This is a genomic window from Mycobacterium sp. NAZ190054 (assembly GCF_001545925.1).
GTDB lineage: Bacteria > Actinomycetota > Actinomycetes > Mycobacteriales > Mycobacteriaceae > Mycobacterium.
Map to the genome: position 1 here is coordinate 1 of NZ_LMVQ01000044.1, position 15,209 is coordinate 15,209.

General features: G+C 68.8%; 16 protein-coding genes and 1 pseudogene. 7 read left to right on the plus strand and 10 right to left on the minus strand.

Annotated elements, in window-relative coordinates:
- From ASJ79_RS04460 to ASJ79_RS04470, 3 genes and pseudogenes are all read right to left on the minus strand, one after another.
- Positions 1-395: pseudogene (locus tag ASJ79_RS04460) on the minus strand (hypothetical protein); the annotation flags it as partial.
- A 58-nt stretch (positions 396-453) separates the two neighbouring features.
- On the minus strand, positions 454-1,374 hold the full coding sequence (gene puuE / locus ASJ79_RS04465) for an allantoinase PuuE (RefSeq protein ID WP_067953539.1): 921 nt from the start codon (positions 1,372-1,374) through the stop codon (positions 454-456).
- Between the two features lie 43 nt (positions 1,375-1,417).
- A complete protein-coding gene (locus tag ASJ79_RS04470) occupies positions 1,418-2,290 on the minus strand; it encodes a TIGR03619 family F420-dependent LLM class oxidoreductase (RefSeq protein WP_067953540.1) in 873 nt (290 codons plus the stop codon).
- A gap of 67 nt (positions 2,291-2,357) precedes the next feature.
- Between ASJ79_RS04470 and ASJ79_RS04475 the strand changes: the two genes are divergently transcribed.
- Positions 2,358-3,776, plus strand: a complete 1,419-nt coding sequence (locus ASJ79_RS04475) for a deoxyribodipyrimidine photo-lyase (RefSeq protein WP_082753661.1) — start codon at positions 2,358-2,360, stop codon at positions 3,774-3,776.
- Here ASJ79_RS04475 and ASJ79_RS30700 read toward each other — a convergent pair.
- The gene (locus ASJ79_RS30700; RefSeq protein WP_082753662.1) at positions 3,685-4,521 is read right to left on the minus strand and encodes a mycofactocin-coupled SDR family oxidoreductase; all 837 of its coding nucleotides are present in this window, start codon (positions 4,519-4,521) and stop codon (positions 3,685-3,687) included. The genes ASJ79_RS04475 and ASJ79_RS30700 overlap by 92 nt on opposite strands.
- A gap of 99 nt (positions 4,522-4,620) precedes the next feature.
- On the opposite strand from ASJ79_RS30700, the gene ASJ79_RS04490 reads away from it, so the two are divergent.
- Positions 4,621-4,875 carry a DUF2631 domain-containing protein gene (locus tag ASJ79_RS04490; RefSeq protein WP_067953543.1) on the plus strand — a complete coding sequence of 85 codons (255 nt, stop codon included), beginning with the start codon at positions 4,621-4,623 and terminating at the stop codon, positions 4,873-4,875.
- A 4-nt stretch (positions 4,876-4,879) separates the two neighbouring features.
- On the opposite strand, the gene ASJ79_RS04495 is transcribed toward ASJ79_RS04490, so the two are convergent.
- Both ASJ79_RS04495 and ASJ79_RS04500 read right to left on the minus strand, forming a co-directional pair.
- Positions 4,880-5,440 (minus strand): hypothetical protein, encoded by a 561-nt coding sequence (locus ASJ79_RS04495; RefSeq protein ID WP_067953544.1) that lies wholly within the window; start codon positions 5,438-5,440, stop codon positions 4,880-4,882.
- Between the two features lie 735 nt (positions 5,441-6,175).
- The gene (locus ASJ79_RS04500; RefSeq protein ID WP_067953545.1) at positions 6,176-7,606 is read right to left on the minus strand and encodes a wax ester/triacylglycerol synthase family O-acyltransferase; all 1,431 of its coding nucleotides are present in this window, start codon (positions 7,604-7,606) and stop codon (positions 6,176-6,178) included.
- Positions 7,607-7,795: 189 nt separating this feature from the next.
- On the opposite strand from ASJ79_RS04500, the gene ASJ79_RS04505 reads away from it, so the two are divergent.
- Genes ASJ79_RS04505 through ASJ79_RS04515 form a run of 3 tightly spaced genes read left to right on the plus strand, consistent with a single transcriptional unit; the run spans position 7,796 to position 10,375 of the window.
- Positions 7,796-8,494 (plus strand): DUF427 domain-containing protein, encoded by a 699-nt coding sequence (locus tag ASJ79_RS04505; RefSeq protein ID WP_067953546.1) that lies wholly within the window; start codon positions 7,796-7,798, stop codon positions 8,492-8,494.
- A gap of 12 nt (positions 8,495-8,506) precedes the next feature.
- A complete protein-coding gene (locus tag ASJ79_RS04510; protein ID WP_067953547.1) occupies positions 8,507-9,310 on the plus strand; it encodes an acyl-CoA thioesterase II in 804 nt (267 codons plus the stop codon).
- 45 nt (positions 9,311-9,355) lie between these two features.
- A complete protein-coding gene (locus ASJ79_RS04515; RefSeq protein WP_067953548.1) occupies positions 9,356-10,375 on the plus strand; it encodes an NADP-dependent oxidoreductase in 1,020 nt (339 codons plus the stop codon).
- Here the strand turns inward: ASJ79_RS04515 and ASJ79_RS33660 are convergent.
- Genes ASJ79_RS33660 through ASJ79_RS04525 form a run of 3 tightly spaced genes read right to left on the minus strand, consistent with a single transcriptional unit; the run spans position 10,356 to position 12,385 of the window.
- On the minus strand, positions 10,356-10,916 hold the full coding sequence (locus ASJ79_RS33660; RefSeq protein ID WP_231750719.1) for a hypothetical protein: 561 nt from the start codon (positions 10,914-10,916) through the stop codon (positions 10,356-10,358). The two genes, ASJ79_RS04515 and ASJ79_RS33660, sit on opposite strands and share 20 nt — an antisense overlap.
- Complete coding sequence (locus ASJ79_RS33665) at positions 10,907-11,491, minus strand: hypothetical protein (RefSeq protein WP_231750720.1); 585 nt, start codon at positions 11,489-11,491, stop codon at positions 10,907-10,909. The genes ASJ79_RS33660 and ASJ79_RS33665 overlap by 10 nt, the downstream gene beginning before the upstream one ends.
- Before the next feature lie 6 nt (positions 11,492-11,497).
- Positions 11,498-12,385, minus strand: coding sequence for a metal-dependent hydrolase (locus ASJ79_RS04525; RefSeq protein ID WP_067953551.1), 888 nt, complete (start codon positions 12,383-12,385; stop codon positions 11,498-11,500).
- A gap of 88 nt (positions 12,386-12,473) precedes the next feature.
- Between ASJ79_RS04525 and ASJ79_RS04530 the strand changes: the two genes are divergently transcribed.
- The gene (locus tag ASJ79_RS04530; protein ID WP_067953552.1) at positions 12,474-13,079 is read left to right on the plus strand and encodes a TetR/AcrR family transcriptional regulator; all 606 of its coding nucleotides are present in this window, start codon (positions 12,474-12,476) and stop codon (positions 13,077-13,079) included.
- Here the strand turns inward: ASJ79_RS04530 and ASJ79_RS04535 are convergent.
- On the minus strand, positions 13,063-13,983 hold the full coding sequence (locus ASJ79_RS04535; protein ID WP_067953549.1) for an LLM class F420-dependent oxidoreductase: 921 nt from the start codon (positions 13,981-13,983) through the stop codon (positions 13,063-13,065). The two genes, ASJ79_RS04530 and ASJ79_RS04535, sit on opposite strands and share 17 nt — an antisense overlap.
- 106 nt (positions 13,984-14,089) lie before the next feature.
- Between ASJ79_RS04535 and ASJ79_RS04540 the strand changes: the two genes are divergently transcribed.
- Entirely contained in the window at positions 14,090-15,022 is a 933-nt protein-coding gene (locus ASJ79_RS04540) for an LLM class flavin-dependent oxidoreductase (RefSeq protein WP_067953550.1), read from the plus strand.
- Positions 15,023-15,209 lie beyond the last annotated feature (187 nt).

Here is a 15,209-nt window from a genome sequence, read left to right on the forward strand (position 1 = left end):
TAGTGAACACACAGTAGGTAGGTTCCCCCGGCTGTGACAAGGGTCTCAGTGAGGTTATTTTTCGACGGCCGTCTCACCGCGGCCATCGGCCGCCGGAATGTCAGACCAGCGTCGCACCGCCCGGCGGCGGCCCGGACCAGCCGGGTGGCCGCGTCGGGACCCGCGTAGGTGACGCCGCCCAACGCGGCCGCCGCGGCTTCGTCGGCGACGGCGATGTTCGTCACGCCGGTCTGGGCACGCTGGCTGCCGAGCAGGTCGACGTTGCCGCCGCCGGCGGCCAGCCCGACCACCTCGAAGCGGTCGGGGTTGGCGGCGATCACCTCGAGCGCCTGGGTGCCGATGGAGCCCGTGCTGCCCAGGATCAGTACACGCAGTCGCGCTCCGCTCTCGCTCACCGACCCATTGTGCCGCTCACCGGTCACAGATCTGCAAGTGTGACGTCGCGGGTCGCTGTCAGCGTGGCGGGAAGTGCTCGATCCAGTGCCTGGCGATGTCGATGCGGCGCGCGATCCACACCCCGTCGTGTGACTGCACGTGATCCAGGAAGCGTTCCAGCGCGGCCGTGCGGGCGGGCCGCCCGGCCAGCCTGCAGTGCAGCCCCACCGACAGCATCTTCGGCGAACCCGCCACCCCCTCGGCGTAGAGCACGTCGAACGCGTCACGCAGGTGCGCGAAAAACTCGTCCCCGCTGGGGAATCCCCCCGCGATGGCGAACCGCATGTCGTTGGTGTCCAGCGCATACGGCACCACCAGGTGGTCGGCGCCCGCGATGCTGGTCCAGTACGGCAGGTCGTCGGCGTAGGAGTCCGAGTCGTACAGGAAGCCGCCGTGCTCGACGACCAGGCGACGTGTCTGCGGTGAGTCCCGTCCGGTGTACCAGCCCTGCGGCGCCGCCCCCGTCAGCTCGGTCATCAACTCGACCGCGTCGGCCAGGTGTGCGCGTTCGATCTCGGGTTCGACGAGTTGGTAACTGATCCAACGCAATCCGTGACAGGCGAGCTCGTCGCCGCGGCGCCGGAACGCCGCGACCGCTTCCGGGTTGCGCGCCAGCGCCATCGCGACGGCGAAGACCGTCAGCGGGAGCCCCCGCCGGTCGAACACCCGCAGCAGCCGCCACAGCCCGGCCCGGGAACCGTATTCGTAGAGCGACTCCATGCTCATGTGGCGATTCGGAAAAGGTGCGGCGCCAATGATTTCCGACAGAAAGGTCTCAGAAGCCGGGTCGCCGTGCAGCACGCTGTTCTCGGCGCCCTCCTCGTAGTTCAGCACGAACTGCACCGCGATCCTGGCACCGTCGGGCCAGCGCGGGTCGGGTGGATGCGGGCCGTAACCGACCATGTCCCGCGGGTAGTCGTCGGCACGCCCGGTGGTCATCCCCGCATTCTGGCAGCCCCGCGCCGCCTCCGTCGGGCGACGGTCAGGCCCTGACCTTCGCGATGACGGTCTCGGCGAATTGTTCGATCGGCTTGCGGAAGCGCTCCACACCCCGGGGTCCGCCGTCCTCGGCGCCCAGCCACGGCGCGACCATCACCGAGGTGATTCCGGCCTCCTCGGCCCGCAGATACAGTTCCGGTGTCGGGGGTTCCATCAGCGCCAGCAGCACCTCGAACGGTTCGTCGGCACGCCCGTACTCGCGCCGCAGCTCGGTGAGCCGGCCGGCGTAACCGACGGCATCGTCCCACCGATACGCGTAGCCGACCCACCCGTCACACAACCGGGCGGCGCGCCGCAGTGCGGCGTCGGACTCTCCGCCGGCCAGGATCGGCACCGGCCCCGGCGGGTGCGGTTCGATCATCATCTCCGGAACCTGGTAATGCTCTCCGCTCCAGGACACCCAGCCGCCGCGCCACAGCGCCCGCAGCGCCGGGATCATCTCGTCGAGCCGCTTGCCGCGGGTGCCGAAGTCCTGGCCCATCAGCGCGTACTCCTCGCGCATCCAGCCGACACCGGCCGCCAGCGAGACGCGTCCGCCCGACAGCACCGCCGCGGTCGCGACCTGTTTGGCGACCTCCAGCAGAGGACGCGCCGGTGCGATGTACACGGCGTTGGAGAACCGCAGCCGGGTGGTGACCGCCGCCGCGCCCGTGAGCACCCAGGGGTCCGGCCATTCCGTCTCCGGCTGCCACGGCGGTGCGCCGCTTGCCGAGTCGGGGTAGACGGAGCCCAACTCGCGCGGGTAGAGCATGTGATCCGAGGTCACCATGCCGTCGAAGCCGCACTCGTCGAGCATCCGCGCCAACGGCACCGCCTCGGTCGCCTTCAGAAACGCCGCGCCCGACCAGAACTGCACAGAACCGACCCTTTCACATTTGCCGACCCCTGTTTCACTATCGGAGTTCGGGGGCAGCATCAACGACATGCCCGTCGTGTTGTGGTTCCGCCGCGATCTGCGGCTGGCCGATCTGCCTGCCCTGCTGGCCGCCGCGGGCGGCGACACCGAGGTGCTCGCGTGCTACGTGCTCGACCCGCGGCTGACGGCGTCATCGGGTCCCCGGCGGCTGCAGTACCTGTATGACGCGCTGCGCGACGTGCGCGAGAGCCTCGACGGGCGCCTGCTGGTGACCGAAGGTGATCCGCGCACCCGGATCCCCGCGCTGGCCGCCGCCGTCGGAGCGACAGCGGTGCACGTCTCGGACGACGTCACCCCGTTCAGCAGGCGCCGCGACGCCCTGGTGCGCGACGCGCTCGGCGACGTCGAGTTGATGGCGACCGGTTCCCCGTATCTGGTTTCCCCCGGCCGCGTGACCAAGGACGACGGCACTCCGTACAAGGTGTTCACACCGTTCTTCGACGCGTGGCGCAGGCACGGTTGGCGCGCCTCGGCCGGATCGGGTCCGGCGTCGGCGCGCTGGATCGACCCGGACGACGTCACGGGCGCACGCGCCGTGGAGATCCCCGACGCCGGTGTCGGGCTCGAGCGACCGGCCGGTGAGAAAGCGGCGCTGCGGGCGTGGCGGGAGTTCGTCGACGGCGGGCTCGCCGGCTACGCAGAGGACCGCAACCGGCCCGACCTGGCCGCGACGAGCCGTATGTCGGCCCATCTGAAGTTCGGCGCGATCCATCCCCGGACCATGGCCGCCGACCTGGGGCCCGACGACGGCGCGCAGGCCTTTCTGCGGGAACTCGCCTTCCGGGACTTCTACGCCTCGGTGGTGCGGGCGTGGCCGGACAGCACGTGGTGGAACTGGAACCGGAACTTCGACGCGATCGAGGTCGACGACGACGGTGACGCCGCAGAGTCCTTTCAGGCCTGGAAGGACGGGAGGACCGGTTTTCCGATCGTCGACGCGGGGATGCGGCAGCTGGCCGAGGTCGGCTTCATGCACAACCGGGTGCGGATGATCGCGGCGTCGTTCCTGGTCAAGGATCTGCATCTGCCGTGGCAGTGGGGTGCGCGCTGGTTCCTCGACCAACTCGTCGACGGCGACATCTGCAACAACCAGCACGGATGGCAGTGGGTGGCCGGCTGCGGCACCGACGCCGCACCGTACTTCCGGGTGTTCAACCCGACGACACAGGGCGCGAAGTTCGACCCGTCCGGGGACTACGTGCGGCGCTGGGTGCCGGAACTGGCGGGCGTGGACCAGGTGCACAATCTCGGCGCCCACCGCCCCGACGACTATCCGCAGCCGATCGTCGACCACGGGGCAGAACGCGCCGAGGCGCTGCGCCGGTACAACTCGGCTATTTCAGGGTCTGGCCCGCATCCAGTGGAATCGCGGCGCCGGTCAGGTAGCGGCCCGACGGCCCGCAGAGGAAGACCATCGTGTCACTGACGTTGCCGGGCTCCATCATCGGCAGCTGGAGCAACGGCTGCTGTGCGGCGCTGAACGACGGGTGCTCGCCGGCCCACTCGGCAGTGGCCTGGTTGAGGACCATCGCAGTGGCGACTCCGCCGGGATGGACGGAGTTGACCCGGATGTTCTTCTCGGCCAGCGAGCGGGCGAAGTGGCGCATCACGCCGATGACGCCGTGCTTGGCGGCGGTGTAGCCGGCCGCGCCGTGGCTCATCGTCGCGAATTCGGTGCTGACCGACGTGAACCCCGCGGCCGAACTGGTGATCACGATCGCGCCGCCGTCGGGGTTGCGCAGTAGCGCGGGCAGCGCGGCCTCGATGGTGAAGTACACCCCGTTGAGCATCACCGCGACCGCGTCGGTGAACGCGGAGATGTCCCGGCCCTGCGGGCCCGCAACGGGCAGGATGCCGGCGTTGGCGAGCACGAAGTCGAGGCGGCCGAGCTCCGCCACGCCGCGGGCCACCACCTCGGCGAGCCGGTCGCGGTCACGGACGTCGCCGCGCTCGGCCACGATCCGGCGGCCCGTCTTCTCGACCAGCCGCACCGTCTCGTCGAGGTCCTCAGGCGTGGCCATCGGATAGGCGACGCTGCCGAGCTGCTCGCACAGGTCGAACGCGATGACGTCGGCGCCCTCCTCGGCGAAGCGCACGGCGTGAGCCCGGCCCTGACCCCGCGCGGCGCCGGTGACGAAGACGACCTTGTCCCGCAGGACCTGAGCTGCCATGAACCGGCAGCCTACCGAGCCTGCCGAGGTCTACGGCCGTCCGTAGTAGGCCTGTGTCAGAATTACCGTTGACTGACCGCCCGACCGTGAGGAGCAGCCGTGGCAAGCACCGAGGTGGAACGACGCACTGGTGTCGACGTCGAGGACGTGCCGTCTGCGGAATGGGGCTGGTCGACGGAGAACTACCGCTTCTACCAGATCGGCGGTCTGCTGGCCGCGGGCTTCCTCCTGCTGATGATCCATGGCAACCACACCGGCCACGTGGAGGACTGGTTCATGGTCGGGTTCGCGGCCCTGCTGCTCGGGTTCGTGGCCCGCAGCTGGTACATCCACCGCTACCGCGACACCCAGTAGCGGCTCACGCCGGGTGCAGGTGCCGGAAGGATCCGGCGCGCAGCCGATACAGCATCTCGGTGCCGGCGCCTTCGGCCGTCGAGACGGCGCGCAGCGCATGGGTTTTGAACGCTGCGGCGGCCGCGCTCGGCTGGTGAGCGACCGGCTCGAACCCGTGTCGCAGTTCGGCCGGCGCGGCAGGACGGCCCCAGACGGCGACGGTCACGCGTCCCTGAGTGGCGATCTTCGCCACGTTGTGGCGGACGCAGGCGTCGCTGTCGAACATCCCGGCTTCCACTGCCAAGGTCGCGCCCGCCGGGATCTCGCCGACCACCGTGTCGATGTCCGCCTCCAGGTCCGCATCCGGCGGTCGTGTCGACACGCCCAAGATGGCCAGCGGCCCGGTGTCGGCGGGCCGGGTCAACAGCACGCTGACGTCCCAGCCCTGCCGCGCGCGGTCGCACAGGAACCCGCCGACGGATCCCACGACCGGCGCCACGGCGGAGGCGAGCACGACGATGCGGTGCCGGGGCAGGCACGCACCCAGACTGTCCCCACCGACCGAACCGAACCGCCGCGACGGCACTAGCGCTCCGCGAGCGGCACCAGGTCGGCGCCGTCGGGCGGATACCACAGCGCCGCGCTGCGAAATCCTCGACGGTCAGATCCGCCGCCGTCTGCCCGGTCGTCTGCACCGCCCGCGCCTTGAACGCGCGCGCGGCGGCGCTGAGCCGGTGCCGCACCCGGTCGAATCGGCCGTCCGCATCGAACGGTGCCGAGTCGCCCCAGACGGTGATCTCGGCCCGGGCGGCGTCGACGAGACGCCGCACTTCTTCCCGCATCTGTTCGTCACGCCGCAGGACACGGACGTCGACGGCGACGGCGGCTTGCTCACTCAATGCCTCGACGGCGGACTCCCGCACCTCGACGTGGACGCCCAGGATGGTCAGGGCGCGCACGTCGTGGCCGGGCGGAACCGTCACCGTGACCCGCCAGCCGGCCCGCGCCCGGTCGCACAGCCAGCCTCCCGCCGCGGCGACGACACCGTCCACGTCGGCGGCGATCACGCTGAGGTCGTAGGTGTGCAGGGTCTCACCGGCGACGCGGACCCCGGATCCCCTGCGTTCGAACTGCGCGAGGTCGTCTGTCTGGTACGTCCGAGCTGTCACCGTCTGCCTCCCACTTCCTCGGTGCGCATCACGTGGCACTCCAGACAGCGTGACACTTACGAGTGTATCTGTAAAGTCTCGATCGGATTTCGACGCGCGCACAGGTACCTGCGGCGCCGCGAAAGCATGGGCCGAGCAACACGTTCCGTTCGTCAGAGGACCGGAGCCACCGGCATTGTCTTCTCGACAGGTGTCAGCTCTGCCGGGAGACCGGCTGCGGTGCGGATGTCGACGAACGAGGCGATCAGCGCGTCGGTGGCCTCGTGCGGGTCTTTCAGCGTCCGGTCGTCGGTGAGCACCGAGATCGAGAGCTGGTCGACGTAGCTCCACACCGTGATGTTCATTCCGCTGCCGGCGACGACGGGCCCGACCGAGTAGATCTCGTCGACGACCGCGCCGTCCATGACGCCCCGCTCCTTCGGCCCCGGGACGTTGGAAATGGTCAGGTTCATCACCATCGCCGACTCCACCCGGCGCGCCTGCGCCCGGAAGATGCCCGGCGTGGTGGCCGGCGGGAGGTAGGTCAGCCAGGACGGCAACAACGTCGGCCCCAGCAGGTTGTGGTTGTCCTTCGCGATCGCTGTCGCGGTCGCGGTGAGCCGCACCCGCGCGATGGGATCGGCCACATGGACCGGCAAAGACGGTGTCATGTAAGTGAATTCATTGCCCATCAGACGGTCGGGCGAGGTGTTGAAGCTGACCGGGACGCCGGCGATCAACGGTGCGTCGGCCTTCTTGTCGTAGCGCAACTGCAGTTCGCGCAGCGCTCCCGCCGCCGTCGCGAGCACGATGTCGTTGAGCGTGACGCCCAGATGGCGGGCGGTCGCCCTGACGTCGGCCAGCGCCAGCGGCGCGGTCGCGAAACGCCGGCCCGGTGTCACCACATGGTTGAGGAAGCTCGGCGGTGGCGCGAAATTGCGCGCCAAGTCGGGGTGGCGGCCCCGCTCCCGGGCCTGCCGGCGTACCCGCGCGACGCCGGAGGCGGTTTCGTTGACGAGCCTGGGCAGCCGTCGCAACTGGCGCACGTGATCCCGGGCCGCGGCCTTGAGCAGATTCCGCGGCGCCGTGGAGTCCGCCGGCGCGGCGGCCAACTGCCCGCCCACCTCGGGTTCACGCGCCTGGATCGCCATCGCCAGCTGGTTGGCCGACGCGACACCGTCGGCGAGGACGTGATGGACTTTGTGGATGATCGCGATCTTGTTGTCTGCCAAGCCTTCTGCGACGTACATCTCCCACAGCGGGTGACCGCGGTCCAGTGGCGCGCTCGCAATCTCACCGATCAGCTGGTCGAGTTCCCTGCGGCCGCCCGGGGCCGGCACCCGCGCCCGGCGAATGTGATAGTCGACGTCGATCTCGGCGATCTGCACCCACATCGGGTGGTGGAACTTCAGCGGGATGTCCACCAGCTGGTAACGCAGCGGGGCCAACGCGTGCAACCGCGGTAGGGCGGCCCGGCGGAAGAACTCGAAGTCGAAGCCGTCGACGGCCGACACGTCGAGCACGCCGATCTTCAGGGTGTGCATGTGGATTTCCGGCGTCTCGCTGTAGAGCATCATCGCGTCCACGCCGTTGAGTCGTCTCACCTGCCACCCCGTTCGTCGTCCACCCGGCCTGCAAGGTGGTACCCGTTTCGTCGATTTTCGCCACGTCCGCAGCCGCCCTCGCCGACCGCTGTGACATTGCGGCGGCGGTTTGTAAACTCACCTGAAGTCCCCCGAGCGAAGGGCCGCCGTTGTGAGTTCCGCCAAACCTGTTGTCGCCGGAGCGCTTCGATGAGCCTGGTGGCGGGCAGCGGTCCGCTCAGCCGGGACCGCGCGGGCCGGTTCAGCCCGCCGGTGGCCGGCGACCTGGTCTACATCGAGCCGCATCCGCGGCGCGTGCAGGCGGTTCTGGACGGGCGCACGGTGATCGACACCGAGAGGGCGGTGATGGTGCACCGCAGGGGTGAGCCGCTCAGTTACGCGTTCAGCGGCGCCGACATCGGCGACCTGCGGAGCACCCCGGTCCCGGAGATGCCCGGCTACGCCGTGGTGCCGTGGACGGCGGTCGACGTCTGGCTGGAAGAGGGCCGGCAGCTGGTGCACTATCCGCCCAACCCGTACCACCGCGTCGACTGTCGCCCCACCTCGCGCGCGCTGCAGGTCGCCGTCGCCGGCACCGTGCTGGTCGACACCGCCGATACCGTGATCGTGTTCGAGACGGCGTTGCAGCCGCGGCTCTACGTCGACCCCGGCCTGGTCCGCACCGACCTGCTGCGGCGCTCGGAGACCACCAGCTACTGCAACTACAAGGGTTACGCCACGTACTGGACCGCGGTCGTCGGCACCACGGTGGTCGAGGATGCGGCATGGAGCTATGCCGACCCGCCGCCCGAGGCCCTGCCGATCACGGGCATGCTCAGTTTCGACGCCGACAAGGTCGACGTGACCGCACAGCTGCCTGACGGCGAAGGTTGGTTCGCCGCCCGATAGGGTCGGCTACCTGTGACAGGTGTCAAGAAAAGCTGGATCGCCGATCTCCTCCGGTTCGACCGCCGTGACGACGTGTTCGTCACCTGCCCGACGGCCGCCGGCCCCGGCGTACGGTTGTTCGGTGGCCTCATCGCCGCGCAGGCGCTGGGCGCCGCGGGCGCCACGGTCGACGCCGGCAAGCTGCCGCAGTCGCTGCACCTGTACTTCGTGCGCGGTGGCCGCTACGGCGTCGAAGTCGAACTCCACGTCGAACGCACCCGGGACGGGCGCTCCTTCGACACCCGCCGCGTCACCGCCGTCCAGCAGGGAGCGGTGATCCTGGAGATGATCGCGTCGTTCCACGTCTCCGAACCGGGACCCGACGCGCACCCCGGCCCGCCGTCGTCGGTGACACTGATCGACGCACGCCCGAAGGAATCCGACGTCCAGTTCGCCGAGCACTTCGAGGTCCGCACCAGGCACGACGACGACTCGGTCTTCGCCGTCCCACCGTTCTGGATCCGCACCCGCGACGAGATCGAGGACGACCCGTTGATCCGCGCGTGCACGCTGACGTTCCCGTCCGACTTCGGTCCGGTGCCGGTGGCCCGGCCGCCGGGGGCGCCGCTGGAGCCGGAAGCCGGATCGTCCGCATTTGCCACGAGCCTCGATCACTCGGTGTGGTTCCACCGCCCGTTCACGCCGCACCACTGGCATCGCTACGAGGTGCATCCGCTCAACGTCGGCGGCTCCCGCGGCCTGGTGCGGGGATCGCTCTACGACACCGACGGCACGTTGATCGCGTCGACGGCGCAGGAGGCGTTGTGGCGGTGTTAGTGCAACATCCCTCGGCGCCGGCACGGCTTCGGTAGGTTCTGCCGGGTGCCGACGCTGACGAACCGCCAGATCGTGTTGCGCCGCCGCCCGCACGGGCTGGTCGCCACCGGGGACACCGAACTCGTGACCGCACCCGCGCCCGAAGCCGGCGACGGCGAAGCCCTGGTGCGCACGTCCTACGTGGGTATCGACGCGGCGGTGCGGACATGGCTCGACGACCAACCGAGTTATCTGCCGCCGGTGGCGCTGGGCGAGGTCATCCGCGCCGCCGGGATCGGCGAGGTGGTCGAATCCCGCTGTGCGGCATACTCCGTCGGCGACATCATGACCACGCTGACCGGGTTCCAGGAGTACACGATCGTCCGGGACGATCTGTTCACCACGCCGGTGCCCGGCCCGGCCGAGAAGGTCGATCAGCTCGCGGTGATGTCGGTCTACGGGCCGACGGGCGCCACCGCGTATTTCGGCATGACCGGCATCGGCCGTCCGCAACCGGGCGAAACCGTCGTGGTGTCGGCCGCGGCGGGAGCCACCGGATCGGTGGCCGGGCAGATCGCCAAGATCGCGGGCGCGCGGGTGGTGGGCATCGCCGGCGGTCCGCACAAGTGCCGGTCGGTGGTGGAGGACTTCGGTTTCGACGCCTGCATCGACTACCGCAACGACGACCTGCGCGCAGCGCTGAAGCAGCACTGCCCGCGTGGGGTGGACGTGTACTTCGACAACGTCGGCGGCCCGATCCTCGACGCGGTGCTCGGCAGGCTCGCGCAGAAGGCCCGGGTCGTCCTGTGCGGGGTGATCTCCAGCTACCTCACCGGCGAGCACCCCGGACCCGCCAACTACGTCAACCTGCTGGCCAAGACCGCCCTGATGCAGGGCTTCAACGCCCTCGACGAATGGGGCCGCTTCGACGAGGCGTTCGCCGCGCTGCGCAGTTGGGAAGAGCAGGGCCTGCTCACCCACCGCGAGACCATCTACGACGGCATCGAGTCGTGCGTGGACGCGCTCAACGGCCTGTTCACCGGAGCCAACATCGGCAAGACCCTGGTCAGGATCGCCGGGACGTGACCGACGCTCGTGCGCTCCGCTTCGCGCTGAGCGCGGCCGCCAGGCACAATGCCGCCACCGCGAAGGCGGCACCGGCGTAGGGCAGGCTGCCCACCGGAGTCCCGTCGGAGGTGAAGCCGTCGACCGCGTCCAGGTGCGCGGGCAGCGCGCTCGCCCACAACAGCGCCAGCACCGCCAGATAGACCGGACCGAGCACCCGCACGAAGACACTGGGCGCGGTGGCCTCGGTGGTCCCGGCACGGATGCGCAGCCACTGGAGTGCGAGCGTCGTCGCCGCAAGTACGGCGACCGCCGCTAGTTCGACCGTGAACAGGACAGCCTGTGCGGTGATGTTCGGTGACCCCCCGGTGAAGCCGCCGAACAGTGAAGTCGGAATGCTCAGCACCACAAGGCCGACCGGGGTCAGCGTGCCGGCCAATGCGGTGCGCCACAGCAGCCCGCCGCCATCAGTGCCGTCGTTGCGGCCGACGAGGAGCAGCACCAGCAGCGTGACGATGACGGGACCCAGCGTCGCGAAGATGAACACGCTCGTCATCGGCACCGACGCCAGCATCGGCCGGTTGATCGTGTTGTCGGTGTTCCAGGCCCACCACCGCAGTTGCGGCCCCAATTGGTCGAAGACCTCATACAGGCAGTGGTGGACGAACCCGACACCAACGCGCCGATCACCGGGCCGCGGTCGCGGAACACCCCGAGCGTCCGCACGATCTCGTAGGCGATGGTCACCACTGCCGGATACAGCGCGACGATGTAGAGAGGCAACCGCTCGAACAGGAACTGCACGGTGAACGCGTTGTGGACGAACACGACTCCGAGGGAGTCGGCGACGCCGAAGACATCCGGGAAGTACAGCGGTATCTCGATGACGAACAGGTAGATGACCGTCGCGCACCACAGCGACAGGTTGACCGGATCACCGTCACGGCGCCACCGCTGGATCGAATGCGCGAGCGCGGCCACCGCGACGGCGACCATCATCAGCTCGATCACCGGCAGGGTCCAGTTCGACAGCGCAAGCGGATGACGCAGGTGTCCGACGGCAGAAGCTCCCTGACAGCTGAAGTCGCCGAGCGCCGAGGCGATCAGGTCGAAGGTCGGGTTGCACTGTTCGGCCATGGCTCTTCAGTTCGTCCGCGCCGACGTGTACCAGTGCGTGACGTCGTCGCCTCGTTCCCAGCGGGTGAACCACTCGTCGGCGAAATCCGGTAACGGCTCGTTTCCCGGATTGTGAAACGGTGTCTGGCTCAACAGGATTCGGACACCGGCGATCAGCTTCTCGCCGAGTGGGACGCCGGCGAAGGCCGCCGGTGTCTTCTGCCTGAACGCGGTGCGCAGTCCATACCCCGGCAGCAGCGTGCGGGCGTCGACCACCCGTTCGGCCTCCGGCACATGCGTGTTGACGCCGTCGGCGATCACCGCGATCACGCGGAGAAGGTGCTTGGCCACGGCGGGCACCATACGCAGCCGGTACCAGGGCTTTCCGACCACCTCGCCGTAGATCACCAGAGCCGAGCTGCGGTGCTCGACCTCCTCGACGAAATGCCACAGGAACAGCGATGCGACCCGCTCGTCGCCCGGTCGGAACAGCGAAGCTTCGTTGTCGAGCATCATCTTGAACGTCGGGGTGAACGTCGCCTCCAGGTCGGCGATATAGGCCAGCCGGTACGCGAGCGGCGTCGTCGCGGTCAGGGCCTCATACTCGGCGATCGCGGCGTCGAGGGTGTGTTGCAGGCCCGGGTACTGAGCGATGAGCGCGTTGACATGTTTGCGGTGGCTGGCCGAGTGCTGCGCTTCCTGCCGCAGGAACGCCGTCGCCTCCTCGGCGACGGCCGGGTCGGTGATCAGCGGTCGGGCCTCCCCCACCGCCGCGACGATCATCTGCTCGAAACAGACCGCGATGATCGAGGTCGCATTCATGAAGAACGAGAACGCCGGGTTCTGACGATTCCACCGCCACGGAACCTCGCCGGTGAAGTCGAATCGGGGACGACGCACCACGAGCTCAGTCATCGAGAACCTCCGGAACCACATTACACACCGTGACATCTAGCGTATCTTCTGTAATGATCACCTACACGCGGTGAAGGAGTCAATCATCATGGGCAGGAAAGGCTGGGCCGGGTCGCCGCCGCGCGACGACGACGACGCCCGCAAGCGCATCATCGACGCGGCGCTGCGGTGCATCGAACGGCGGGGTCCCGCACAGACGAGCCTGGCCGACGTCGCCGACGAGCTCAGCATCACCCGCAGGACGGTGTACCGCTACTTCGCCACCACCGAGGAGCTCTTCACCGCGGCCGCCGAGATCGCCATGGACGGCTTCGTGACACGCATCGAGAAGCTCACCGCCGATATCGACGACGTCGCGGGTCAATTGGTCGAGGTGGTGGCGTTCATCGTCGAGCGGCTGCCCGACGAGCCACTGCTGACGCTGCTGCTGGAGAACGACCGCACCAACCAGTTCAGCCGCCGGATGCTGTCCCCCTCGGTGATCGAGCGCTGCCGGATCATCCTGCGCCACAGCCGGATCCACTGGGATGACCTCGGTTACCGCAGCGACGCTGACCTCGACGAGCTCATCGAGTTCCTGCTGCGGATCATCCAGTCCATGGTCATCGCCCCCCACGAGCCGCCACGGAACGGGGCAGCGTTGCGGGCCTTTCTGCACCGGTGGGTCGGACCCGCGCTCACCGCTCCGCGATGACCGAACCGCCGAACTCCTCGATCGTCTCCAGCGCGTGCGCGAGGCTGTCCCCCGGCACCGTCACCTGAATCCAGGTGACTCCGGCCCGTTCGAGTTCTGCTGCACCCGAGAGGAACTCGTCGGCGTTGAAATCCGCGGAGCCGGGCGACCCTCCCGCGTCGTTGGTGAAAGTGACGTCGATGCCGGACGGATCACGGCCCACCTCCTCCAGGCGGCGGCGCAGGTCATCCACCCCGGCCTTGAGATGGTCCACCGTCTCCAACGGTGCCGTGCGGGCGGTCTGCGCCAGCACCGCCGGAGCCCGGAACGGACACCAGCCCTGCGCGTACCTCGCGACCCTCGCCCGCGCGGCCGAAGTATTGCCGCCCACCCAGATCGGCGGATGCGGCGTGCTGGACGGCCGAGGGTGCGCGGTGATGCCCTTGGCGCTGAAGTGCTTGCCCTCGATGGTGATGTCATCGGCGGTCCAGACACTGCGGATCACCTGCAAGGCCTCCTCGAACAGTTCGGCGCGCTCGTCGAAATCCACGCCGAGGGCCGTGAATTCGCGTTTCAGGTAGCCGACCCCGACGGCCAGGGTGAACCGTCCCTCGGAGATCAGGTCCAGCGTCGCGCCCGCTTTGGCGACCACGAACGGGTTGCGGTACGGCAGCACCACGATGTTCGGGATCAGCCGCAGCGTCGTGGTGTGGGCCGCCGCGAATCCCATCGCCACGAACGGGTCGAGCGCGTCGTGGCCACCCGCCTCCAGCCAGCGCTGGCTCGGTGCGGGATGGTCGGTGAAGCCGAAGCCGGCGAACCCGGCCTTCTCCGCGGCCGCGGCCACCTGCGCGATCCCGGCTCCGGTGACGAGTTCGGGATTGTAGGGATGGCTGTGCATCGGATGGGTGATCGCGAACCGCATGGGCAGCCCTCCACGTCGTTGTCGTCAGAACTTGCTTCTCACTCTGCGAGAATGTCGTTACCATGCAGGCGGCGGAATGTACAGCGCACCGAGGTCGGGGAGGGTCATGAGCAGGCCGGAGATCGGCATCTACCTGCCCCAGATGGGCTTTTCGTTCGCCGATCTGCTCCATCGCGCGCGGCGGTGCGAGGAGCTCGGCATCGATTCGCTGTGGCTCTACGACCACCTGTACGGGCCGGGCATGCCGGACTACCCGTCGATGGAGGCCTGGACCGTGGCCACCGCGCTGCTCAGCCGCACCGAAAGGCTGCGGGTCGGGCACATGGTGTTGTGCAACCAGTTCCGCCACCCGGTGACACTGGCCAAGATGGCGACGACATTGGATCAGATCTCCGGCGGCCGTCTCAGCCTCGGAATCGGCAGCGGTTCGATCGAGGACGAACACCGCCGCGCCGGGCTGCCGTGGGGCACCTTCGCCGAACGGTCCGAACAACTCGGCGAGACGCTTCAGATCCTGCACCAGGCCTTCGCCGACGAGCGGATCGACTTCGCGGGCAAGCACTTCACCGTAACCGACATGCCGATCAAGCCGGGAGCAGCGCAGCAGCCGCGGCCACCCGTCGTAGTCGGCGGGGCCGGTGAGAAGTTCACGCTGCCGTTGGTGGCGCGGTACGCCGACGTGTGGAATGTGCCGACCTATGCGTTGGGCCAGATCGAAGCGAAGCTCGCGGTGTTGCGGGCGCTCTGCGACGACATCGGCCGCGACCTGCAGACCATCGTGTTGTCGATCGAGGCGGTGATGGCGCTGGCGCCCGACGAAGCCTCCCTGCCGGCGGTGCGCAGTCTCGCCGAGAAGCGTTTCGGCGCGGAAGGTTTCGGGCTCCACGACACCGGCCTGATCGGCACCGCCACCGAGATGGTGGACCGGCTCGGGGCTCTTGTCGAGCTGGGCTTCGGGCAGATCGTGCTGTTCACCCACGACCGCTGTTCGGATCAGACGCTCGAACTGCTGGCCTCTGAGGTCATTCCGCAGCTGTGATCCGTGGCGTTTGTCCACAGATCCGGATTGATCCACAGCCGGCCGCGACCGTCCCGGTTCCGTCACACCCCACCGATAGACTCGCACACATGTGCGGCTCCTCAGGTTCTTGTGGGTAGCTGAGGGTGCAGTCCGCCGAGGCAGAGATAGATCATTGAGGTCAGTGTTCGGGCTGAGTGGTGGCCGT